The 22929-nt window shown below is 72.8% G+C and carries 21 protein-coding genes; 13 read left to right on the top strand and 8 right to left on the bottom strand.

The window, feature by feature from the left end:
- The first annotated feature begins 149 nt into the window (after window positions 1-149).
- The 3 genes from AB0E14_RS06670 to AB0E14_RS06680 all read left to right on the top strand — a co-directional run bounded on the left by AB0E14_RS06670 (window position 150) and on the right by AB0E14_RS06680 (window position 1882).
- Entirely contained in the window at window positions 150-626 is a 477-nt protein-coding gene (locus AB0E14_RS06670) for a hypothetical protein (protein WP_362413131.1), read from the top strand.
- Window positions 627-703: 77 nt separating this feature from the next.
- Window positions 704-1291, top strand: coding sequence for an RNA polymerase sigma factor (locus AB0E14_RS06675; RefSeq protein WP_362413134.1), 588 nt, complete (start codon window positions 704-706; stop codon window positions 1289-1291).
- Entirely contained in the window at window positions 1292-1882 is a 591-nt protein-coding gene (locus AB0E14_RS06680) for a hypothetical protein (RefSeq protein WP_362413137.1), read from the top strand. It abuts the gene before it with no gap.
- 108 nt (window positions 1883-1990) lie between these two features.
- On the opposite strand, the gene AB0E14_RS06685 is transcribed toward AB0E14_RS06680, so the two are convergent.
- Window positions 1991-2953 carry an SMP-30/gluconolactonase/LRE family protein gene (locus AB0E14_RS06685; RefSeq protein WP_362413140.1) on the bottom strand — a complete coding sequence of 321 codons (963 nt, stop codon included), beginning with the start codon at window positions 2951-2953 and terminating at the stop codon, window positions 1991-1993.
- A gap of 129 nt (window positions 2954-3082) precedes the next feature.
- Between AB0E14_RS06685 and AB0E14_RS06690 the strand changes: the two genes are divergently transcribed.
- From AB0E14_RS06690 to AB0E14_RS06700, 3 genes are all read left to right on the top strand, one after another.
- Window positions 3083-3535 (top strand): Lrp/AsnC family transcriptional regulator, encoded by a 453-nt coding sequence (locus tag AB0E14_RS06690; protein WP_362413143.1) that lies wholly within the window; start codon window positions 3083-3085, stop codon window positions 3533-3535.
- Between the two features lie 154 nt (window positions 3536-3689).
- Window positions 3690-4130 carry a pyridoxamine 5'-phosphate oxidase family protein gene (locus AB0E14_RS06695; protein ID WP_362413146.1) on the top strand — a complete coding sequence of 147 codons (441 nt, stop codon included), beginning with the start codon at window positions 3690-3692 and terminating at the stop codon, window positions 4128-4130.
- Window positions 4131-4291: 161 nt separating this feature from the next.
- Window positions 4292-5773 (top strand): fused MFS/spermidine synthase, encoded by a 1482-nt coding sequence (locus AB0E14_RS06700; RefSeq protein ID WP_362413293.1) that lies wholly within the window; start codon window positions 4292-4294, stop codon window positions 5771-5773.
- 18 nt (window positions 5774-5791) lie between these two features.
- Here the strand turns inward: AB0E14_RS06700 and AB0E14_RS06705 are convergent, their stop codons facing one another.
- From AB0E14_RS06705 to AB0E14_RS06720, 4 genes are all read right to left on the bottom strand, one after another.
- Entirely contained in the window at window positions 5792-6178 is a 387-nt protein-coding gene (locus tag AB0E14_RS06705; RefSeq protein ID WP_362413149.1) for a peptidase inhibitor family I36 protein, read from the bottom strand.
- Window positions 6179-6198: 20 nt separating this feature from the next.
- Window positions 6199-6576, bottom strand: coding sequence for a peptidase inhibitor family I36 protein (locus AB0E14_RS06710; RefSeq protein WP_362413152.1), 378 nt, complete (start codon window positions 6574-6576; stop codon window positions 6199-6201).
- A 143-nt stretch (window positions 6577-6719) separates the two neighbouring features.
- The gene (locus tag AB0E14_RS06715) at window positions 6720-7085 is read right to left on the bottom strand and encodes a hypothetical protein (RefSeq protein ID WP_362413155.1); all 366 of its coding nucleotides are present in this window, start codon (window positions 7083-7085) and stop codon (window positions 6720-6722) included.
- A gap of 46 nt (window positions 7086-7131) precedes the next feature.
- Window positions 7132-9483, bottom strand: coding sequence for an ATP-binding protein (locus AB0E14_RS06720; protein ID WP_362413158.1), 2352 nt, complete (start codon window positions 9481-9483; stop codon window positions 7132-7134).
- A 23-nt stretch (window positions 9484-9506) separates the two neighbouring features.
- Between AB0E14_RS06720 and AB0E14_RS06725 the strand changes: the two genes are divergently transcribed.
- The 4 genes from AB0E14_RS06725 (at window position 9507) to AB0E14_RS06740 (ending at window position 14386) form a co-directional block, all read left to right on the top strand.
- Window positions 9507-10196: a response regulator transcription factor gene (locus AB0E14_RS06725; protein WP_362413161.1), complete on the top strand. Its 690-nt coding sequence runs from the start codon at window positions 9507-9509 to the stop codon at window positions 10194-10196.
- 48 nt (window positions 10197-10244) lie between these two features.
- Complete coding sequence (locus AB0E14_RS06730; protein ID WP_362413164.1) at window positions 10245-11546, top strand: SLC13 family permease; 1302 nt, start codon at window positions 10245-10247, stop codon at window positions 11544-11546.
- Window positions 11547-11549: 3 nt separating this feature from the next.
- Window positions 11550-12029 carry a universal stress protein gene (locus tag AB0E14_RS06735; RefSeq protein ID WP_362413167.1) on the top strand — a complete coding sequence of 160 codons (480 nt, stop codon included), beginning with the start codon at window positions 11550-11552 and terminating at the stop codon, window positions 12027-12029.
- Between the two features lie 368 nt (window positions 12030-12397).
- Complete coding sequence (locus tag AB0E14_RS06740) at window positions 12398-14386, top strand: SpoIIE family protein phosphatase (protein ID WP_362413170.1); 1989 nt, start codon at window positions 12398-12400, stop codon at window positions 14384-14386.
- Between the two features lie 15 nt (window positions 14387-14401).
- Here the strand turns inward: AB0E14_RS06740 and AB0E14_RS06745 are convergent, their stop codons facing one another.
- From AB0E14_RS06745 to AB0E14_RS06755, 3 genes are all read right to left on the bottom strand, one after another.
- Entirely contained in the window at window positions 14402-16018 is a 1617-nt protein-coding gene (locus tag AB0E14_RS06745) for a carboxylesterase family protein (protein WP_362413173.1), read from the bottom strand.
- A 199-nt stretch (window positions 16019-16217) separates the two neighbouring features.
- Window positions 16218-17123, bottom strand: coding sequence for a 5'/3'-nucleotidase SurE (surE, locus tag AB0E14_RS06750; RefSeq protein WP_362413176.1), 906 nt, complete (start codon window positions 17121-17123; stop codon window positions 16218-16220).
- Window positions 17124-17242: 119 nt separating this feature from the next.
- On the bottom strand, window positions 17243-18487 hold the full coding sequence (locus AB0E14_RS06755) for an MFS transporter (protein ID WP_362413179.1): 1245 nt from the start codon (window positions 18485-18487) through the stop codon (window positions 17243-17245).
- 511 nt (window positions 18488-18998) lie between these two features.
- Here AB0E14_RS06755 and AB0E14_RS06760 point away from each other — a divergent pair.
- From AB0E14_RS06760 to AB0E14_RS06770, 3 genes are all read left to right on the top strand, one after another.
- Window positions 18999-19718 (top strand): phosphatase PAP2 family protein, encoded by a 720-nt coding sequence (locus AB0E14_RS06760; protein ID WP_362413182.1) that lies wholly within the window; start codon window positions 18999-19001, stop codon window positions 19716-19718.
- Window positions 19719-19975: 257 nt separating this feature from the next.
- Window positions 19976-21565, top strand: a complete 1590-nt coding sequence (locus AB0E14_RS06765) for a carboxylesterase family protein (protein WP_362413185.1) — start codon at window positions 19976-19978, stop codon at window positions 21563-21565.
- A gap of 354 nt (window positions 21566-21919) precedes the next feature.
- Window positions 21920-22927 carry a LacI family DNA-binding transcriptional regulator gene (locus AB0E14_RS06770; protein ID WP_362413188.1) on the top strand — a complete coding sequence of 336 codons (1008 nt, stop codon included), beginning with the start codon at window positions 21920-21922 and terminating at the stop codon, window positions 22925-22927.
- Window positions 22928-22929: the final 2 nt, after the last annotated feature.

Genomic DNA, 22929 nt, shown 5'->3' on the forward strand with positions numbered 1-22929 from the left:
GTTGCGGACATCCTGGCCGGTTCCCCCGCCTCAGCCGACGCTGCCTGTGACCAGGGTCACTTGCTCGCCCCGTGATGATCCGTGTGCCGGATCCGCTTGATCATCCGGTGGGTCCGCCGGACCCGCCGCGATGTCGAGGGGCAGGGGTGATGAGCATGATCGAGGAGCAGGCGCCGAGAGCGGTCGAGATGAAGCGGTACGCGGTCGACTTCGTCGGACGGATCACCGTGAGGACGCGTCTGCCGCTGGACTTCGGTGTGGCGAGCCTCGGGGTCGTCGACAGGATCATCGACGGTCTGCGGCGCGGGGGCGCCCGGCGTGAAGAGGTCGCCGAGTCGTTGCTCGGTCTCGGCGCGTACGTGGGTGAGGTGCTGGTGCGCCAGGCCGGCGGGGTGTGGGTGGACCTCGCGCCGGACCACTCGCTCCGTACGACCTTCGAGCACCCCGTCGCCGTGCGCATGCCCGACGGCCGGCTGTGGAACCCCCTCGGCCGGACGGTGAACCGCTTCGAGATAGGCCCCCAGGAGTCGCTCCAGACGTACTTCCTCACCCTGCACGGCCGCCGCACGGCGCGTTCTCGCCGCGGGTTCTGCCCGTCCGACGGACTGGCCGCGAGCCTGTGCTGACGGTCTGACAGGATGGCCCCTCCGGTTCACGGATACGACCGGAGTTTTCTGACGGGACCGGCTGTGAAGAGGAACGTGTGAGCGAGGGGGGTGGCGGCCGCGCGTCCTCGGCGATCTCCGACGCCGAACTCCACTCGGCCGTCGCACGCGCGCAGCAGGGCGACGAGGAGGCGTTCGCCGTGGCCTACCGCATGGTGTACCCCGGACTCCTCGGCTACCTACGGGGTCTGGTGGGCGCCGACGCGGAGGACGTGGCTGCCGAGGCGTGGCTGGAGATCGCGCGCGACCTCGGCAGGTTCCGTGGCGACGCGGCGGGTTTCCGCGGCTGGACGGCGACCATAGCTCGCCATCGAGCCCTCGACCATCTGCGCCGAGAGCGCTCCCGCCCCCGGACCGCCCCCGTGGAACCGGACGTCGTCGAACTGCCGGCCGGCGGGGACACCGCCGACGAGGCGCTGGAGGCCCTGTCGACGGATCAGGCGCTCGCGCTGGTGAAGGGCCTGCCCAGGGATCAGGCCGAGGCGGTGCTCCTCCGCGTCGTGATCGGCCTCGACGGGCCGACCGCCGCCCGCGTACTGGGCAAACGGCCGGGTGCGGTACGGTCCGCCGCACACAGGGGACTGAAACGGCTCTCGCGAGAACTCGGCCGCAGGGGAGGTGACTGAATGCCGCACGACGACAGGTACGGCGACCTGGAGAAGGCGCTGCGCACGGCTCTGACCCGCGGAGGCGTCGACCCCGAGGTCGAGCCCGCCGCGCTGGCCGCCTTCCGTGCAGCCCGCCACATCGACCGGCCCACGCGCCGCGGGGACGACTGGACCTCCGCCGCCGGCCGCTCCCGCCGCACGAGGCGCTCCCTGCGGACGGTGCTGGCCGGCCTCATCGCGAGCGCCGCCCTCGGTGGAGTCGCCCTCGCGGCGGGAGACCTCCCCGCAATCCGTGGCGACCGCCCGGAATCCCCGGTCCCCGAACCCACCACCTCCACACCCCACCACCCGACATCCGCCCCCGCGGGGCCCACCCGCGCGGGATCACCGCGCCCGTCGACGGCGGATCCCGCCGGGACCCCGACGGGAAGGGACGACACCATGGGAAGGGGACCGGGCAAGGGGCAGGGAATCGGCAACAGCCAAGGGCAGGGCCGGGGAACCGATCAGGGGGCGAAGAACGGCCGGCCGAAGAACGACAGGCCGGGACCGCTCGTCGAGAGCCCGGGGACTCCCGGCACGGGGCCGAACGAGGTCAGGGAGCGGTGACCGCGATCCTTCCGGTCGTGCGGCCCGTCCGGCCGGGGGCGTCGGTCTCGCCGACGCCCTCGCGGCCGACCGGGGCTCCCTGGGAGGTGTCCTAGGAGGCGCCGTAGGTCAGCCGACCGCCGCCGCGTCGAGCCAGGGGCGGCGTCCCGGCCCGGTCGGGTGGGTCCCGGTGGTGCCCATGACCACCGAGTACAGGCTGGTCTCGGCGGTGATGAAGAGACGGTTGCGCTTGGCGCCGCCCCAGGAGATGTTGGCGACCGCCTCGGGGACGTCGAGCCGGCCGATCAGGGTGCCGTCGGGGTCGTAGCAGTGCACGCCGTCGTCCATCGCGGCGACCCAGAGCCGACCGCCGTCGTCGAAGCGGAGGTTGTCGAAGCGGGCGTTCGCGCGCGCCCCCGCCTCGGCGAAGACCTCGCCGTCGGACAGCGTGTCGTCGTCGCGTACGTCGAAGACCCGGATGACGCCCGCCCGGGTGTCGGAGACGTACAACTGCCGCTCGTCGGCGGAGAAGACCAGGCCGTTCGGGGCGCCGAAACAGTCCGCGACCAGTCGCACCTCGCCCGTCGCCGGGTCGATCCGGTAGACGTTGTTGGCGCCGATCTCGCTCGGCGCGCGGTATCCCTCGTAGTCGCTGGTGATGCCGAAGTCCGGATCGGAGAACCAGATCGAACCGTCGGACTTCACGGTCGCGTCGTTCGGGCTGTTCAGCCGCTTGCCCTGCCACCGGTCGGCCAGCACGGTGAGGGTGCCGTCGTGCTCGGTCCTGGTCACCCGGCGATGGCCCTGCTCGCAGGTGATCAACCGGCCCTCGCGGTCCAGGGTGTTGCCGTTGGTGTGCCCGGCGGCGCGGCGGAAGACGCCGACCGCGCCGGTCTCCTCGTCCCACCGCAGCATCCGGTCGTTGGGGATGTCGCTCCAGACCAGCTGCCGCCAGGCGGGCACATAGACCGGTCCCTCGGCCCAACGGCAGCCGGTGAACAGGACCTCCAGTGCGTCGTCGCCGTTCATGCACCTCCCCGTGCGGAACCGGTCGTCCAGCATCTCGTACAGCCCGGGGCGCTCGCCGCTCATGGAGTCCACTCCTCGACCACTCGTCCGTCACCGCTCATGACACCTGTCGCGTACCGAATATGAATCGGCATCAGTCGCATCCTGCAAGATGGGATACTGCAAAGGCCAGTTGAATCCGAACGGAGAGTTGTGGATCACATAGATCGAGTGCTGCTGGAGCAGTTGCAGCAGGACGCCACCCAGTCCTACGCCGCACTCGGCCAGGCCGTCGGCCTGTCCGCCGGTGCCGCCCACGAGCGGGTGCGGAAGCTGCGGGAACGGGGTGCGATCCGGCGTACCACCGTCGAGGTGGATCCGGCGGCCGTCGGCAGCGCCGTCCTCGCGTACGTGATGGTCGACTCGACGTCCTGGATGGGGGATTCGGCGCGGGACTTCGCCGCGCTCCCCGAGATCCTGGAGGCGCACGTCATCGCCGGCAGCGCCTCGGTGCTGGTGAAGGTCAGGACCGCGACGACCGAGCAGCTGCAGGATGTGCTGCGCCGGATCTATGCCATCGACGGCGTCAGTGGAACGCAGGCCACCGTGGTCCTGGAGACCTTCTTCGAACGCCCGCTGTCGCCTCGCGCCGCGGAACAGGGGTGAGCCGGTGATCCTCGAACACCCCGGCGCACGGTCCCGGTGTCGCGGCGGGGTGAGCCGTAGCAGATAGTCTGTAACAAAACTATCTGCTACGGTCTCTTGTGTCCGGTCGTCGCGACCCGACTCCTCCTGCTCCGCCCACCGAAAGGCCGAGACCATGAACGACACCGCCACGAACACCACGGCCACCACCACGACCGAGAACGACGGGCCGGCGCCCCGGGCGCTCACGGACCAGGAACTCTCCCAACTGCTCCGGCAGCAGCAGTTCGGCGTCCTCGCGAGCGTCAGGAGTACCGGTCACCCCCATCTGTCGACCGTCCTCTACGACTGGAGCCCCGAGGAGCGCGTCCTGCGGATCTCCTCCACGGCCGACCGCCTCAAGGTCCGCCAGTTGCGCCGCGACCCGCACGCCTCGCTGCACGTCAGCGGTCCGGACGTCTGGTCGTTCGCCGTGGCGGAGGGCTCGGCGGAGATCGTGGACCCGGCCGACACGGCGGGCCCCGGCGAACAGCCGCTGCCCGACCGGCGCGTGGTCATCCTGATCCGGGTCTCCCGCCTGTACGGGACCGCCCTGGACATCCCCGCCCAGGACTGAGGCGGGTCGGGCCGGAACGCCTCTCGTCAACGAAGTGGAATCCAAGGCGTGTTGTCGACGCGGCGCGTGCCAGGATGTCGACCGTGACTGAACTGTCCTCCGAGCCCGCCGCCGAAACCGCCGCCGAGCCCGCCGCCGAAGCCGCCCCTCGCACCCGCGGTCTGGGCACCCGCACCGCCGTCGCGCTCGTCTTCGGGTCGTCGTTCGCGGTCCTCGTGGTGGAGATCGTCGCTCTGCGGCTCCTGGCTCCGTACCTCGGCCTCACCCTCGAGACCAGCACGTTGGTGATCGGTATCGCGCTCACCGCCATCGCCACCGGCTCCTGGCTCGGCGGGCGCTTCGCCGACCAGCTCGACCCGCGCAGGCTCATCGGCCCCTCGCTCGGCGTGTCGGGAGCGGTCGTCGCCTTCACCCCCGCCGCGCTGCGCACCACCGCGGAGTTGTCCCCCGATCTGCTGCTGCTGACCGCCTCGCTCGCCATCCTCGTGCCCGGCGGGCTGCTCGCGGCCGTGACGCCGATCGTCACCAAGTTGCGGCTGACCAACCTGGAGCAGACCGGGACGGTCGTCGGTCGCCTGTCCGGCGTCAGCACACTCGGCGCCATCGTCGGCACGGTCATCACCGGCTTCGTCCTCGTCGCACGGCTGCCGGTCAGCGGCATCCTGATCGGCCTGGGCACGTGCCTGGTCGTGGGCGCGGCCCTGGTCGAGTGGCGAACGCGCGGCTGGAAGGGCACGCCTGCCCTGGCCCTCGCGGTCGTGGCCGGCGGCCTCGCCACCACGGTCGCGCCCGGTGCCTGTGACACGGAGACCAGGTACCACTGCGCGCGGGTCGTCGCGGACCCCGACCGGACCGGCGGCCGGACCCTCGTACTGGACGGCGTGCGGCACTCCTACGTCGATGTCGACGACCCGACCCACCTGGAGTTCGCGTACGTGCGCGCCATCGCGGCGGTGGTCGATGCGGCCTTCCCCGCGCGTGAGCCGCTCTCCGCCCACCACATCGGCGGCGGCGGGCTCACCTTCCCCCGGTACCTCGCGGCGACGCGACCCGGAACGCACAGCCTGGTGTCCGAGATCGACGGCGGGGTCGTCGGCATCGATCGCGACGAGCTCGGGCTGACATCCCGAGGCGGCATCGACGTACGCGTCGAGGACGGCAGGCTCGGCCTGCGGCGACTGGACGCCGCAAGCCGTGACCTCGTCGTCGGCGACGCCTTCGGGGGCGTCAGCGTGCCGTGGCACCTCACCACCGCGGAGGCGATGGCCGACGTACGGCGCGTCCTCGACGAGGACGGGCTGTACGTCGCCAACCTCATCGATCACGGCGCACTGGCCTTCGCGCGAGCCGAAGTGGCCACCCTCAGCGCGACCTTCGAGCATGTCGCCGTCGTCGGCGAACCCGCCGACATCGGCCTCGACGCGACCGCCACCTCCAAGGGCGGCAATATGATCGTGCTCGCCTCCGACCGACCGGTCGACCTCCGCGCCACGCAGGAACGCCTGGACGCCCGGGAGACCGGCTGGAAGATCGCCACCGGCGACGACCTCACGTCCTGGATCGGCGACGCCCGCCGACTCACCGACGACTACGCGCCCGTGGACCAGCTCCTCCAGCCCTACCGCCCGCAGTCGGGCAGCTGACAGGCGGGTCGGCGCGGCTCAGCAGCCTCGGCACCACGAGACGGAGCCGACCCGCCACGGGAACCGTGGAGACTCCCCCAGGGGAAGGTCCATGGCGCGACCGGCGTTCGTGCACGTGCCCTCCCGGAACACGTAGTACGCCCGGTCGGAGTTGTTGATGACGGAGCCCGGTGACTTCTCGGTGAAGTCGACACAGCCGTTCGGCTCCTCGTTCGGCTCGGGCGGGCCGCCCCACTGGAAGCCCTGGAAGTCGGGGCCTTCCCAGAGGCAGATGTGGCCCGCCGGGCACTCCGCCGTCGGTGCCGACGGCAGTGCGGAGGCCGGTGGGGCGACCGTCGCGACCGTGGCGGCGGACAGCACGGCCGCCGCGGTGAGCAGGGTGGTCAGAAGGTTCCTGACGCGCATGAGAACTCCTGTCTTCGGTGTCAGGGGCTGCATTCGCCGAGCCGGGTCGAGCTGACCCGGTTGTCCCAGTCGGGGCCGAAGTCGCCCGCGGCCCCCGGGTACGCGCGCTGGTACTCCGTGCCGGCGTAGTCGCGCTCGTCGTAGAGGCACCAGACGGTGTCGGGCACGTTGTGGGCGAGGGACGACGCCCGGTTGTCCATGCCCTGCCGGGCGAGGTCGGGCGAGCCGCTGCGGAAGCTCGCCATGAGGCCGGTGCCGCCAGGACCGTCGAACAGGCAGAAGTGGCCCGTGGGGCAGCGGTCGAACCCGCGCGGCGCGGAGCCCGCCGGCGCGCCGGAGGAGAGGACGGCCGTGGCGAGGACGGTCGACACGACGAGGAAGCGGCGGGCGGTCGGCACAGCCGTTGCCTTTCTCTGGAAAGACTCGGGCTTCTCGGAAGGGGTGGGACGCGAGGCAGTCGCGGATCGCGAGGGTGTGGGAGGAAGCGGGGGCGTGGTGGGAAGCGCGGGCGCCGTCGGAAGCGCGGGCGCCGGGCGGGCCGTCAGTCGCACAGTTCGAACGATTCGCGTGTGAACGTGAACTGCACGAACACCGTCAGGCACGGGCCGGAGAGGGCTCCCCTGTCCCACCTGAACGCCATGCTCCGGCCGGTGAGCAGCGTCTCGATGTGCGAGCGGCGCTCTCCCTCGGTGTCGACGAAGCCGATGGACACCCTGGTGCCGTCTCCGGTGCGCTGGTAGCCGACGTCGACATGATCATGGGCGGTCTCGGCCCACAGGATGCCGTTGGGCATGTCCCAACGGCCGGTGCTCTGCGGCGCGGCGACCGCGGTCTGCGCGGTCAGGACGAGCGCCGCCACTGTCGCCAGGGCGGCTGTCGCCGACCGCAGGCGGGTACGCAAGGTCATGGGAGGGTTCCTTTTCCACGGGGCTCCGGTCGGTCCGGCGCCGTGGTCAGAGCTTCCGCCGCCCGGTGTCCCGTGCGCATGATGCGCCGGTCTCGTCTCTGTCCCGTATCGCTGCCGGGACACGCGGGAACGGCGCCCCGGGAGAGGGCGGCGTGCCGACCGCCGTCGGCAGCACCGCGTGCACCCGGGTGCCGGACGGGTCGCTCGTCACCTCGCAGACACCGCCCAGTTCCCGGGCCCGTTCGGCCATGGACGCCAGCCCGACGGCACCGGGACGGACTCGGACGGGCAGTCCCGTTCCGTCGTCGACGACGCTCAGGGCGGCGGCGTGGGCGTGCCGGGTGAGGCGGATCTCGCACCGCGTGGCGCCCGCGTGCCGGACGGTGTTCGTGAGCGCCTCGGAGGCGATCCGGTACACGGCGCTCTCCACGGCCGCGGGCAGCGGAGCTTCCACCGCCGCCCGCGATGCGCTCTCTGCCGCGGGTTCCTCCCCCGTCGCCGACCCTGATGGTGGTCCCGGCTCGGGGTGCGGTTCCGGTTCCGGGAAGGAGTTCGTCTCCGTGATGACCGTGACGGCCAACCCCGGCGCGGCCAGCGTCCTTGCCAGCTCCCTGAGCGCGGAGTCCAGACCCTGCTCGGTCAGAACACCCGGGCCGAGCCCGTCCGTGAGGCGGCGGGTCTCGGCCGTCGCCCGGGTGACCGCCTCGACCGCCGGCCGCAGCGCGGCCTCGATGCCCGCCATCGCGGTCGAGGTCGTGGGACGCGCCGGGGGCACCGACGGCGCGGCGTGCGGCGGCGGTTCGGGCGCGCCGGGAGGCATGACCGCCAGGGCGGTGTCCAGGTGCATCCGGACGGCGGCGAGCAGCGGGCCGAGACCGTCGTGCAGCTCCCGGCGCAGCCGGCGCCGCTCCTCCTCCCGGGCGAGGACGAGTTGCCGCCGGGCGGCCCGTACGTCCTGGATCAGCCGCAGCGCGGCCAGGGCGGGAGCGGCCTGTTCGCTCAGCAACTGGAGGAGTTCGGCGTCCCCGACCGACAGATACGGCTCACCCGAGCGCGGCGCCACCCGGAGCGTGCCGATCACCTCGTCGTGGTGGCGCAGCAGGAACTCATGGGCCCCCTCGCCCTGCCACGGCCCTCCGGCTGAGGCAAGGACACATGGGCCTGAGCGCGTCGCCACCTCGACCAGGGCCATGGGAAAGCGGAGGTCCTCCGTCGCGCAACGGCACAGGACCGCCGGGACGTCGTCCGGTTCCGGCGCCTCGCGCAGGCGCCGGGCGAGGCCGCGCACCGCCTCGTACGGCACCGAACTCCTGCCCTGGAACAGGTGGTCGACGCGTCGGCTCGCCCAGGAGGCCAGCGGCCGCAGGCCGGATCCGATCAGCACGGCGACGACCGCGACGGCGAACGCCCCGGCGCCGTCGGCGTCCGGCAGCGCCGTGGAGACCGTGGCCGCGGCGGCGGTGTAGGCGAGGACGACGGCCGTCACGACCACGGCGGTCACGAGCAGTCGGCGGCTCGTGCGGTCGATCTGCCACATGCCCCCCTTGCCGATGACGTACGCGACCGCCGCGTACCATCCGACCGCGCCGGTGACGAACGCCGCGATCGCCGTCCACGGCGGGATCCCGGGCAGTTCCTCCACGATGTCGCCGTAGGTCCAGGGGAGGTACGCGGCGCCGAAGACGACGGCCTCCCGCCGCGCCCGCCGGCCAGCCCGGCGCCAACGGTGGGCCACCACCGAGGCGTTGACCAGCGTGCAGACCGCGAGCAGCCAGAGGTTCGCCACGGCGCAGGGCTCGAGGACGGCCAGGGCCGCGCGCTCCCACGGGGTTCCCCGCAGCGGGTGGGGGCCCGCGCCGGGCGCCTCCTCCACGGCCGTGGCGACGAGGGCGATGCCGACGCAGGCCGCGGCCAGCACCGCCGCGTACACCCGGACGAACCGTCCCGCGCGGCGGGGCGCGGGGAAGGACAGCGGCAGCACCACCATCGCGTAGCCGTGTACCAGCGAGCACAGTTGGGCGAACAGGTGCGCCGCGAGGCGAACCCGCTGACCCGGCTCGGCCATGACCACGAGCTGCCCGGTGAGCAACGGCAGGGTCAGCCCGATGCCGGTGGCGAGGAGCAGCCGGCCGGCGGTCCGGTCGGCGGCGCGTACGAGAACGAGGAAGCCGAGGACCGCGCACGGCAGACCGACGAGAGCGACGGACAGGTCCGAACCCATGTCCACGTACCAGCCGTCGCGGGGCGGGTGGAGCGTGCACAGCGCCCCCCAGCCCAGCACGGACACCACACACAGCAGCAGGCAGAAGGCCGCCGCCGCCCACTCGCGCTCCCGGGCGGCGACCCGGGGTGGGCGGTGTGCCTCGACCGCCCCCCGACTACTACCCTTGGTGACCATTCGACTACAAGTAGCATGCGTGCGTGGCAGACACCATCGATGACCGCCCGCAGCTCCGAGTCCTGATCGTCGACGACCACCCCCTCTTCCGCTCCGGCCTGCGAGCCGCTCTGGACAGCGCCGTCGACGTCGAAGTCGTGGGTGAGGCGGGGGACGCCGAGGCGTTGGGCGTCCTCGTCGACGAGACCCGGCCGCACGTCGTCGTCATGGACATGGGACTGCCCGGCATCTCGGGGACGGAGGCCGTGCGCGGACTGGGATCGAGCCATCCCGGACTGCCCGTGCTCATGTTGACGATGGCTCAGGACGACGCCAGTCTCCTCGCCGCGCTGCGCGCGGGCGCGCGTGGCTACCTGGTCAAGGGGGCCGGACGGGACGCGGTGCTCAACGCCGTACGGACCGTCGCGACGGGCGGCGCCGTCTTCGGCCCCGAGGTCGCCGACCGGATCGCCGCCCAGCTCGCAGGGGTCCGCAGGGCCGTTCCCGACCAGCCTTTCCCCGAACTGACGCAGCGGGAGGCGGAAGTCCTCGAACTGGTCGCTCGGGGCTACGACAACCGCCGCATCGCCCGTGAACTGGTCCTGTCGGAGAAGACCGTCCGCAACCACGTGAGCCGCGTCTTCGCCAAGCTTCAGGTCGCCCACCGGGCCGAGGCCGTCTCCCACGCCCGCGACGCGGGACTCGGCGCGACACCGCCCTCTCAGGTGCCCTGACCGCCGGACCGCACGGCTGCGATCTTCGAGGAGGTAGCGTTCGGCGCGATGGTTCGGGCGGCCCGACCAGCGCTACGGAAGGACCCGACCCTGAACCCCCAGCTCGCGGAGGCGCTCTCCGTCGTCCTCCTCGTTCTCGTGCTTGCCTGCGCGGTCGTCCGCCCCTTCGGCTGGCCCGAGGCGGTCGTGGCCGTCCCGGCCGCGGCACTGGTGATCGTCACCGGGGCCCTCTCCTTCGACGAGGCGCTGGCGGAGGCGGAACGGCTCGGGCCGGTGATCGGCTTCCTCGCGGCCGTACTGGTGCTGGCTCAGCTCTGCGACGACGAGGGTCTCTTCCAGGCCTGCGGGGCCTGGATGGCGCGCACGGCGGCGGGCCGGCCACGCCGCCTGCTGGCCCAGGTGTTCCTGGCCGCCTCGGCGATCACGGCCGTGCTCAGCCTGGACGCCACGGTGGTGCTGCTCACCCCCGTCGTCTTCGCCACCGCCGCCCGGATCGGCGCACGCCCCAAACCGCACGTCTACGCGTGCACCCACCTGTCGAACACGGCCTCCCTGCTGCTGCCGGTCTCGAACCTGACCAACCTGCTGGCGTTCGCGGCGAGCGGTCTGAGCTTCACCCGGTTCGCCGCGCTGATGGCCCTGCCCTGGGCGGCGGCGATCGCCGTCGAGTACCTGGTCTTCCGGCGGTTCTTCGCCACCGACCTGGATGCCGGAGCCGAGGCCCCCATCGCCGTCGAACCGCCCCCGCTGCCGCTGTTCGCCCTCGTGACCGTGGGCTGCACGCTCGCCGGCTTCGTGCTGACCTCGGTGATCGGCATCGACGCGGCATGGGCCGCCCTCGCGGGCGCGCTCGCCCTGGCCGTCCGGGCACTGATCCGGCGCCGGACCACTCCGAGGGCGCTGGTCCGCGCCGCGTCCGTCCCCTTCCTCGCGTTCGTCCTGGCCCTCGGGATCGTGGTCCTCGCGGTGGTGAACAACGGTCTCGACGACGCGTTGGGGCACGTGATCCCCCAGGGCACGGGCCTCCCGGAGCTGCTCGCCCTCGCCGCGCTCGCCGCCGTCCTCGCGAACGTCATCAACAACCTCCCCGCCGTCCTGGTGCTGCTGCCGCTGACCGCCCCGTCGGGACCCGGCGCCGTCCTCGCCGTCCTGCTCGGGGTCAACATCGGCCCCAACCTCACGTACGCCGGCTCACTGGCCACCCTGCTGTGGCGGCGCATCGTCCACGCGCACGACGGTGAGGTGCGGCTCAAGGAGTTCACCCGGCTCGGCGTGTACGCCGTACCCGCGAGCCTGGTCGCCGCCGTCCTGGCACTGTGGCTCTCGCTGACCGTCGTCGGAGGAGGCTGACCCGTGGTCGTTGTCGTCTGGATCGTCGAGGGCACCTGGCCCGCCTGCGTGGACGCGGCCCGCGCCCACGCCCCGGCGGACGCCGACGTCGTGCTCCTGCACGTCGCACCGGCCGACGTCCCGGGCGCGGCACACGGCGCGTTCGCCGGACTCCTCGGCCGCGGCCACCCGGAGATGGACCCCGGAACGCGCCTGGAACACCTCGCCGCCGCCTCCGGGCAGCGGCTGCTCCAGGACGCCGCCGACCGCCTGGGCCGCCCCTGCACCCGCACCGAGCGCACGGGACGCGTCGAGCGTGAGGTCCTCGCGGCGGCCGAGGGATGCGATCTGCTGATCCTGGCCCGCGACGGCGACCGCACCCACCTCGGACCGCACAGCCTCGGCCCCGCCGCCCGCTACGTCGTCGACCACGCCCCGTGCCCGGTGCTGCTCGTCCGGCCGGAGGATCCGCCGGGGCCCGGCGCCTCGGCGTCCGCCGATTGACCTCGTGTGCGGGCGCGTGTGCGGGTGCGCGTGCGTGTGTGGGCGCGTCTGCGTCGGTCGTGGCCGGCCGGGATCTCGGCACCCGAGGGCCTTGTAGGGCGGCGCCCGGTGGGCATGCGTCGTACGGCCGACCGGGCGACAATGGACGCGGTATCGCTTGGCAGGCGAGGCGCGACATGCACGTATCCAGCACGGGTGGCCGAGCGCACGCGCGCGCGGCCGGGGGTGGTGCCGATGCTGCGGCGGTCGTGGTCGACCGGGCGGGTGTGGTGCTGTTCAGCACGGCGAGAGCCAGGAAGCTGTTGATGTGCGCGCCCGGATCGCCCTGCCCCGATCTGGTGGCAGTGCTGAGGAAAGCGGGCCACGCCGTGGCGGGATCCGTATCCGCAGGGGAAGGGTCCGTATCCGCGGCCCGGGCGTCGCCGGGGACTCCCGACACGCTGACGTACGCCGCCGTCGTCGTCCCGCTGGAGTCCGCGGGCGGCTCCGGTGCGGAGGCGGGGCCGTGGCTGGTGCTCCTGGAGGAGGACGACCGGGAGGCCGCCGCATCCGCCGCGCGCCGTCGTGGCGAACTGGCCCACATCGCGGCCCTGTCCCTCGGCGAGTCGCTCGACGCGACGGAGGTCGCCCGGACGTTGGCGAATCTCCTCGTGCCCGGCTTCGCCGACCTGGCGACCGTCGATCTGGTCGAGGCCGTCCTTGTCGGTGACGAACCCGCGGTGCTCGACGCCAGCAGCCAGGTGCGGCTGCGTCGCGTCGCAGCGGCGCAGAGCCCCGGCGTGTCCGCCGAGCACCTCCTGCCGATCGGCGAAGCCGTGCCACCCCTTCCCGAGAATGCGGTGATGAGGCCGTTGATGGAGGGCCGAGCCGTCGTCGTCTCCGACATCGGGGTGCTGACATCCGGGCTCGGCGCGGACCCCGGAACCCTCCGACTGCTCATCCCCGACGGCACGCAATCCTCGGTCGCCGTGCCGCTGTACGCGAGAGGACGCGTCCTCGGCTGCCTCACCCTCTGGCGCGGCCCGCCCTCCGATCCCTTCACCGAGGCGGACGGCTCGGCGCTGGAGGACATCGCCTCGCACGCCGCCCTCGGTGTCGACAACGCCCGCCGCTACGCACGCGAGCACCGTTCCGCGGTCACCCTGCAGCGCAGCCTGCTGCCGGGCGCGGCCAAACACCTTCCCGGGGCCGAGACCGCGGGGGTGTACCGGCCGAGGGCCGGCGGCCCGGGGGCCGGTGGCGACTGGTTCGACGTGATACCCCTGCCGTCCCTCCGCGTCGGCATGGTGGTGGGGGACGTCGTCGGCCACGGTCTGCACGCCACCGCCGCGATGGCGCGCCTGCGCACCGCCGTCCGCGTCCTCGCCGACCTGGATCTCGATCCCGACGAACTGCTCACCCACCTCGACGACCTCGTTCTCGGCTTCTCCGACGGCACAGGCGGCTCCGACGGCTCCGGTGGCCACGGGAGGACTGGCGTCACCGAGAGCACCGGCGTCTCTGACGGCCCCGACAGCCCCGACGGCCCCGACAGCACCAGGGCCACCGACAGCCAGGGACCGGACCCGGCGATCCTGGGCGCGACCTGTCTGTACGCCGTGTACGACCCGGCCTCCGGCACCTGCTCCGCCTCCAGCGCAGGACACCTGCCGCCCGCCCTCCTCCGGCCCGGGGACGGCGCGTCCGTGGTCCCCGATCTGGTGCCCGGGCCGCCGCTGGGCGTCGGCGGCATGGCCTTCACCACGACGCACTTCGAGATCCCTTCGGGTTCCCTCCTCGCCCTGTTCACGGACGGCCTCGTCACGAGCAGGACCAGCGGTGTCGACGAGGGCATGACCCGGCTGGGGGAGGCCCTCGTGCGGGTGGGCGAAACGCCGCTGGACGAGGCCGGCCGGGAGCTCCTCGCCCGGCTCACGCCCACGGCCCCGGACGACGACGCGGCCCTCCTCCTCGCCCGCACCCGCACGCTGCCCGCGCGCGACGTGTCCGCCTGGGAGCTCGAACCGGACCTGGCGCACGTCGCCCGCGCCCGTGAACTCGTCACGTCGCAACTGGCAGAGTGGGGCCTGGACGAGGCGGCGTTCGTCACCGAACTCATCGTCAGCGAGCTGGTGACGAACGCGATCCGCTACGTCGGCGGCCCGGTCGGCCTCCGCCTCATCCGCGGCGACGGAGCCCTGGTGTGCGAGGTCTCCGACACCGGTACCGCCCGGCCGCGGGTTCGGCGGGCCCGGGAGACCGACGAAGGAGGCCGGGGCCTCTTCCTCGTGTCGCAGCTGGCCGACCGCTGGGGAAGCCGCTTCACATCGGGCGGCAAGATGATCTGGTCGGAGCAGACCGTCGAGACCTCCGCGTAAGCCCGGCGCGGACCATCACCTGATGCGGTTCCGCTTCTCGTCGCTGCCGTGAGATGCCGCGCCGGCCCAGAAGTCGCACTGGTGGTCGGCCGCGAAGGACGACGAGGTGCGGGTGCGCTCCGGGTCGAGGGTCAGGACGGTGTACCGGTCCCGGATCGGCTGCCAGCGGGTCTCACCGGCGGTGTTCGGGCTGCCCGTACGGGCGAACGCTCCCCAGCGGCGCTTCATGTCGTCGGCGAGGGCGAGCTGTTCGGCGCTGAGGGGGCGGTCGATCAGGCTGAAGTCGTGTACGTAGGCGAGTTCGGCGCTGTGCGCGTTGGCCATGTCCACGCCCGGCGGCTGGGCTCCGAGCAGCGTCGGGGACCGCGGATCGTCGAACTCGTAGACGTAGGTGGGCACTTGCGAGCCGAAGGCGCGCGCCGTGCTGAGCGTGTGACAGGCGAACGTGGAATCGGTGAGCACCGCCGACAACGCGTCGAACGGTGTGGGGTGGCCCGCGACGGGATAGCGCGCGAGGACCTGCGGCGCCGCCGGTCCGTACGTGGCGTCGATCTGGTCGGTGTACTCCTGCGCCGTGAGGTACGGGTGGGTGCCGGCCAGGAAGAACCTGCCCTCGGCCCGGGTGCTGCCGATCAGGATCGGGACCTTGTTCCACCTGCCGGAGGCGATCGCCTCGGACGGCTGGGCAGGGAGCAGGCCGTCGCCGAAGGCAGGCCCCGCGGCGGGACGGGTGCGGGCGGCGGCGATCAGGTCGGCCGCCGGCGCCGTGCGCAGACAGGCTGCCCTGACAGAGGGGTCGGTGCAGCCCGCGGCGGCCGCGAAGTCCCCGGCCGCCTCGGCGGCCTGGGCCGAGCCGGGCGCGCGGATCAGGCTGCACGGTCCGCTCTGGAGCACCGCGCGGGAGAACATCCCGGCGGCGCGCGGCGACGTGAGCATCGCGCAGACCGAGGCGCTGCCGGCGGACTGTCCCCAGAGGGTGATGTTGGCGGGGTTACCGCCGAAGGCCGCGATGTTGTCGCGGGTCCAGTTCAGCGCCGCGACCTGGTCCATGAGCCCGAACGAGCCGGAGCCGAGGTCGTTCTGCCGGGTGAGTTCGGGCGCGGCGAGGTAACCGAGCTGCCCGAGACGGTAGTTGACCGTCACGACCACGCTGTCGGTGAGGTCCGCCATCGTGCGCCCGCCGAACTGGGTTCCGGTGCCCATGAGGAAGGCGCCCCCGTGGATCCAGAACAGTACGGGCAGACGGTCACCGGGACGGGCGTGGCGCGGCCGGTACACGTCCAGGTAGAGACAGTCCTCGCTGATGTGGCCGGGGTCGCTCAGCCCGACGGGCAGGAACTGCACGCACGCGGGGGCCGGCCGGGTCGCCTCCCGTGTCCCGGTCCACCGTGCGGGCTTTCGAGGCGGCCGGAACCGGAGGTCCGCAACGGGCGGCGCGGCGTACGGGACGCCGAGGAACTCCTCGGCCCGGCCGTCGACCTGGCCGGCGAGCTTGCCCTGGTCGACGGTCACGACGGGGCGCGCCGCGGAGCCGCTCTGCCGCGCCGACGCGGCGACCGCGGGGTGCGTGAACAGGGCGGCGACGGCGAGCACCAGAGCCAGCAGCATCGAGGGAACGATCGAGCGCGTCATCCTTGTCAACTCTCTCCTCCAAGGGTGTCAAGCACATGACAGTCGGGCTCTCGGACAAGTCCTGCGCACGTGTCCGGTCGGGACGTGGGACTGCCCCCGTCCCGGCGGACGCGGCGCCGCCGGGACGGAGAGCGGGTGTACCGGGTCCCCTACGGAACGGGCGTACCGGTTCCGCTACGGAACGGGCGTACCGGGTCCCCTACGGACGCAGGCCGGTCAGAAGCGCCGCGACCTTGGCGAAGTCCGCGGCGCCGGTGTTCCAGTCGGGTGAGATCGGCGCGACGGACACCTTGTCCGCCCTGACCGCTGCCACGTCGCCACCCTTCTGGTCGGGCGACGCGACCAGGCTGACGCCGACCTTCCAGGTCCCGTCACCGGAGTCGGTGTACTCCGCCGCGAGGCCGGGCTGAGGATCCTGGGTGGTGACGGAGGCGCCCTTCGCGGTCCCCTTGCCGTCGGCGCCGACCACGGGGTGGTTCACGTTGAGGCCCACGCCCTCGGGCAGCAGGCGTCCGTTCTTCGCCTGCGCGCGCAGCCGCTCGATGAGCTTGACGGTGAAGTCGTTGGTGGGCCCCATGGCGTTGATGATCTGCTCGGGAACCGGGACCGCGAGCTCGCCCGTGCTCACCGCGATGGCGGGCACGCCGCGCTCCAGAGCGGCGATCGCGCCGCCGACGGTTCCGGAGTGGGTGGCCAGGGCGGCCACGTTGGGCCCGAAGTTGGCGCCGGAGACCACGAGGTCGGGTGCGCGGTCGGCGAACACCGCGGCGAGGCCGAAGGACACCGAGTCGCCGGGCGTGCCGTCCACGGCCCACACCCGCGGCTCCGGACGCTCGACCCTGAGCGTGCTGCCGCTCATCAGCTTCGTCCCTGCGCCGCTCTGATTCGTGAGCGGGGCGACGATGGTGACGTCGTGCCCCGCGGCCGTCAGCCGCTGGTACAGCATGCGGATGCCGGGCGCGTTGTAGCCGTCGTCGTTGGTCAGCAGGATGCGCAGCGGGCCGGCCGGGCCGGTCTCCGCGGCGGCGTTCGCCGGCGCCGTGCCGGTCAGCGCGGGCGTGCACAGCAACAGGGCGGCCAGGGGCAGAACGCGCGTGCGTCTCACGGAGTTGCTCCTTCGAGGTCGATGAGGGTGAAGAAGGCGGGAGAGGGGGAGGGGCGGGACCGCCGGACGCACGCCCCCTCGACATGCGCCCGGCGAGCTTCGTGCGGCGGTACGGCCGGTCAGCGCACCCCGCGGATGAGGACCACGGACGCCGCGCCCAGCAGCGACAGGACACCGCCGATGACGAACAGCGGGGTGTAGCCGCCGAACGCGGTCACGATGGCGGAGGCCACGAAGGGCGCGACGATCTGCGGCCCCGCGTTGGCGACGTTCAGGACGCCCATGTCCCGGGCGGCGTCCTCCGCGCGGGGCAGGACCAGCGTGACCACCGCGGTGTCCACGGCCATGAAGCATCCGAAGCCCAGGCCGTTGAGGGCGCTGAACACGAGCATGCCGGTCCAGGTCGGGCTGATCACGGGGATAGCCATCGCGAACCCGGCGAGCGCGGCGGACACGCCGACGAAGACCTTCCGCCGGTCCCAGCGGTCGGACAGGAGGCCGCCCACGACCGTGGACACGGCCATGGCGCCCATCGACACCGGAGTGAGCAGGGCGATCGCCTCGGCCGGCGCCAGTCCGTCGGGCAGGGCGATGTGGTCGTCGAGGATGTACAGCTGGTAGCCCACGACGGAGAAGTAGCCCAGCACCAGCAGGGCGCGTCCGATGAAGGCCCACCGGAAGTCGTGGTGGGACAGGGCGGACAGGAAGGCGGCGAGGCGCTCGCGCTTCGGGACGGAGGGAGCGGGCTCGCGCCGCGGTACGTCGCGGCAGAGGGTGGCGAGCAGCAGCGCCGCACCGGCCGCCACTGCGCCGAGCACCAGATAGCCGGTCGTCAGCCGGTCGGCCGTCTGCGAGGCGATCATCACGCCCACGGTGCCGCCGACGGGCAGCGCCAGGCCGACCAGAGCCGAGGCCGTGCCCCGGCGGGCGACCGGGACGCGGTCGGGCACGATGGCGGTGACGGCGGCCTGGTAGACGTTCATGGTCGCCTGTACCAGGCACCATCCGATGCCGACCAGCAGCACGGTGTCGACACCGCCGAGGAACGCGAGGCCGACGAACGAGGCGAGCGCGCCGCCGAGGATCCATGGGTTCCGTCGGCCGGTACGGTCCGACAGGGCGCCGGCGATCGGGTTGAACGCGGTGGCGAAGATCGCGCTCACCCCGCCGATGACGCCGAGAACGGCCACCTTGTTCGCCGGGTCGATGGCGGCGACCTGGAGCGGCAGCAGCACCGAGCCGACGCCCATGTACACGGCGAGCATCGAGGAGTTCGCGAGCAGGAGCAGCAGCATGAGGCCGGGCTGGCGCGGCGCGGACGCCTCTGGTGACGCGTCCGTCTGGGTCACTTCGTCAGCTGTCACGGCGACCACCGGGGGATGCGGACGCGCGGTTCGCGCGGCGGGGGTTCAGGGCGGGCATGGCGACTCCTCGGGAACGGAGCTGAGCGCGGAGCTGCGAGCTGGAGCGATGAGGGGATGACCGCCGGGAGACGTGTTCCGCGCTGATGACGACCGCTGGTGAGCGCGGTGGCGGAGCCTCTGAGTTACACGTGTTAATTCCGGCTTGCAGCATTGTGTAGCACTCGTGAAGCCGCTTGGGTAGGGGGCGAAGCCATTTTGCATGGCGACCGTGACCGCTTGGCTGAGGCAGGTTGCTAACACGTGTAGCTACTCGCGGGTCGCTCTTGTGTCGACTGTCGTGAAGGTTCAGCCTTGGCCTGGAAGTGCCCCGCGCGGCAGTCGCCGCGCGCTGTGGGGCCGCCCTGTGTGGGCCCTGCTCTCGCGGCCGCGTCGCCGCCGCCCCCTCCCGCTCGTGTCTCCGCCACCGCCCCCTCGCGGGCGTCGCGGTACCCCTAGCTCCCGGAGTTGAGCCATGCCCCTTGCGCGTACCGTTCCCGTCCCGTCGCCACCTCCCGGCGAGCCGGCGCGGCACCCGGTCCCGGCCCCGCCGCCGCGGCGTGCCGTGCCGGCCGGATCCGTGCTGATGGCCGCCGCCCTCGCCGTCGGGCTCGCGGCTCTCGGCGAGGAGCCGCCGGTCTTCCAGGGCGTCGACGACCGCTGGATGAGCGCGATGCGCGGCTCACCGGAGGACGCGGTGACGGGGCTCGCGCGCGCTCTCGACGTCCTCGGCGGGCCCCTCGGCGTGGTCGTGCCGCTCGTGCTGGCGGGGTGTCTCGCCGTCTACGGGCGGTGGAGATCCGGGGCTTTCGTGTTCGCCGCGTGCGTCGTGGCCAACATTGTCGTGGTTCTCCCCGTGAAACAGCTCGTCGACCGCCCCCGCCCGCCGGAGCCGTGGGTCCTGGTGGGCGGCGGCTCCTTCCCGTCCGGTCAGGTCTTCACGGTGACGACCCTCGTGCTGACGGCCGGCGTCGTGCTCTTCCCTTCGGCCGCGCGGCGCTGGTGGTGGCTGTTCGCCGCCGTCCTGGTGGCCGCCACGATGTGGAGCCGCACGTGGATGCACACCCAGTGGCTGAGCGACACCGTGGCCGGCGCCGCCATGGGGGTGGGTGTCGTCCTGCTCCTGTGGGCCGCCTTCGCTCGACTCCTGGAGGAGGAAGCCACCCGCGCGGCGTCCGGCCGTCTGTGGGAGTGAGGGGGCCGCGAACGGCTCGGGTCGCCCTCCCGGGTGTTGAGTACTATTGACGGTCGTCAATAGTCCTGCATAATCTCGCTGTCCGGCTCGGTATCGGCCGGTCCCGACGGCTCCGCGTCCGGCTCGGTGCCGGCTGATTCCCGCGGCTCCGCTCCGCCCCGCTCGGCCCTGCGGCTCCACTCGGCCCCGCGGCTCCGCTCGGCCCTGCGGTGGCGTCGCGGATGCGCCCGGCGAACCATTGACCAAGGAGGACATGCATGGCTGACGTGCAAGAGGAGGCGACGCCCCTCGTCGTCCAGCTGCCGGCCGGTCGGCTGCGCGGCCGGATCGAGCGTGGCATCGCGGTGTTCAAGGGTGTGCCGTACGCCGCGCCCCCGGTGGGGGCCCTGCGCTGGCGTGCTGCCCGGCCCCATCCCGGTTGGGAGGGCACGCGGGACGCGACGGCGTACGGCCCGAGTGCGCCGCAGATGTTCGTCGAGGGCGGCGATCCCGTCCTGGGTGGTCACGGGAGCCCGCCGTTCGACGACGACTGCCTGACGCTGAACGTGTGGACACCGGCTCCGGATGCCGCGCGGCGGCCGGTGCTGGTCTGGATCCACGGCGGCGGGTTCGTCTCCGGCTCCGGATCGTTGCCCATCTATTCGGGTGAGACCTTCGCCCGCGACGGCGACCTGGTCGTCGTCACCCTCAACTACCGTATCGGCCCGCTCGGTTACCTCTCCTTCGCCGACGAGTCCGACGAATTCGACGAGTCTGAAGAGTCGGGGGAGCTCCGGGCGGACGCGCAGCCGGCCAACGTCTGGCTGACCGATCAACTGGCCGCGCTGCGGTGGGTGCGCGACAACATCGACCGCTTCGGCGGCGACCCCGACCGTGTCACGGTCGCCGGACAGTCCGGCGGCGCCATGTCGACGGCCGCACTGGCCGGACACCCTGAGGCGCGGCAGCTGTTCCAGCGGGTCATCCTGCAGAGTCCGCCCTTCGGGCTGCACATCCCCACCGCAGTCGAGTACCGGGAGCGTGTCGAGGCGTACCTGCGTTTCGCCGGGGTGAAGGACGCCGACGAACTCCGGCGCCTGCCGTGGCAGCGGCTGATCGAGGCCGCCGGCGGGCTCTTCGCGCACACCATGCGCTGGGGGTACTGGCCCACGCCCTTCCTTCCCGTGCGGGACGAGGTCACGCTCTTCCGTCATCCCGCGCGCACGCTGCTCGACGGGCCGGCGGCGGACATCGACGTCCTCGTCGGCTGGACCCGGGAAGAGGCCAACTTCGGGTTCGCCCTGGACCCGGGATACGCGCAGACCACCCGCGAGCAGGTCGTCGACCGCATCGCCGACACGTTCGGGGCGGATCTGGCGGCCGAGGTGTACGACGAGTACGCGCGGACCCGCCCCGGCGCCAGGCCGGTGGACGTGCTCATGGACCTGATCACGGACGAGCTGTTCCGCGTGCCCTGTCTGGAACTGGCCGAGGCCAGAGCGGGATCGGAGCGGCCGGTGTGGGCGTTCCAGTTCGACCTCCCGACGCCCGCCCATGAAGGCAGGCTCGCCGCCGCCCACTGTCTGGAACTCCCCTTCGTCTTCGACAACTTCGACAGCTGGGCGCACGCTCCGCTCGTCGAGGGGATCGACCCGGAGGTGGGGCAGGGGCTGGCGCGGAGCATGCACCGCGCGTGGATCGCGTTCGTCAGGACCGGTGATCCCAACCACGCGGGGCTGCCGGCCTGGGAGCCGTACCGGACGGACCGGCGCACCACCATGCGGTTCGACAGCGTCACCCTGCCCGTGGACGACCTCGCCGGACATGCGCGGCAGCTGCACCGTCGGCGGCCGACGGCCTCCGCTTAGCCGTCGTTGCCGAAATGTCTCACGGGGCGTACGCATCGCCGCTGTTACACGTGTAATCTCCGTGTAGGGCGTACGGGGGGCGCCCCGGCGGGTCCCGGGCTCCTGACGGCCCGGGACCCGCCGCCCGCCTCGCGTGCGCCATCCCCGCCAGAAGGAAATACGCACCTCCGCGGTCGCGTCCTTCTCCGCCGACGCCCGCGCACGCCGCCGACGCCTGCGCACGCCGTCGACGTACGAGGACGCCCTCGCCGACGCTCCGCCGCGGGCATGTCCGTCGCCACCTGCGCTAACGCGTGTAACCTGGTCAGTGGCCGATCGGCCGACCGAGGAGACGAGGCAGGGGCAGGGGACGCCATGGGCAAGAAGCCGACCGGGGCGGCGGCCGTCACGAGCGCCGATGTGGCGCGCCTGGCGGGGGTGTCACGGGCGACGGTGTCCTTCGTCCTCAACAACACGCAGGAGCACCGGGTCAGCGAGACCACGCGGGCCCGCGTGCAGGCGGCGGCCGAGCAGCTCGGCTACGTACCGCACGCCGCCGCCCGGTCGCTCAGGGCGGGCCGCAGCAATCTCGTACTCGTCCCCGCGTCGGTCTCGGCGGCCGGACGCCTGGTCAGCGCCTGGGTCGACGACCTGGAGAGCGAGCTGGAACGCCACGGGTACGTCCTTGTGCTGCACGCCGGCCGTTTCCCCGACCCGGTGAGTTCCGCCCGGGCCTGGGCGGAGCTGCGTCCGGCCGCCGTGGTGGCGCTGGACGGCGACAACCTGTCCGGGCAGGCCGTCGAGGTGCTCAGCCGGGCGGGGGTGCGCGGCGTGCTGGCCTTCGCGTCCCGAGAGGTGCCCGGCGCCCACACCGTCGACTTCGATCAGTCGAGCATCGGCGCGCTCGCCGTCGAGCACCTGGTGGCACAGGGACGTCGGAAGATCGGCGTGGTCATGCCGCAGGAGCGCGGCCTGGGAACCTTCGCCCGGCCGCGCCTCGTCGGCGCCGAGAGCGTCGCCGCCCGCAGTACGGCGACGGTGACCCCGGTGGACCTGTCGTACACCCACGAATCCGCCGCCGAACTCGCCGGGCGCTGGCGCGAGCTGGGTCTGGACGGGGTGTTCGCCTACAACGACGAGTACGCAGCCCTGCTGCTCCACGCCCTGCGCAACGAGGGCGTGTCCGTGCCGGAGGACGTCGCCGTGGTCGGCTGCGACGACCTGGTCCTGTCGGCCCTGCAGCAGCCGCCGTTGACGTCCGTACGGCTGGAACTGCCCACGCCCGCGCAGGTCGCCGACGCCCTGCACGAGCTGGTGGACCGCGGCACGTCGCCGCAGGTGCGGGGCATGGAGCCGGTCCTGGTGCACCGTCAGTCCTCGTGAAC

It is taken from the genome of Streptomyces sp. NPDC047981, from assembly GCF_040653315.1.
Classification (GTDB): domain Bacteria; phylum Actinomycetota; class Actinomycetes; order Streptomycetales; family Streptomycetaceae; genus Streptomyces.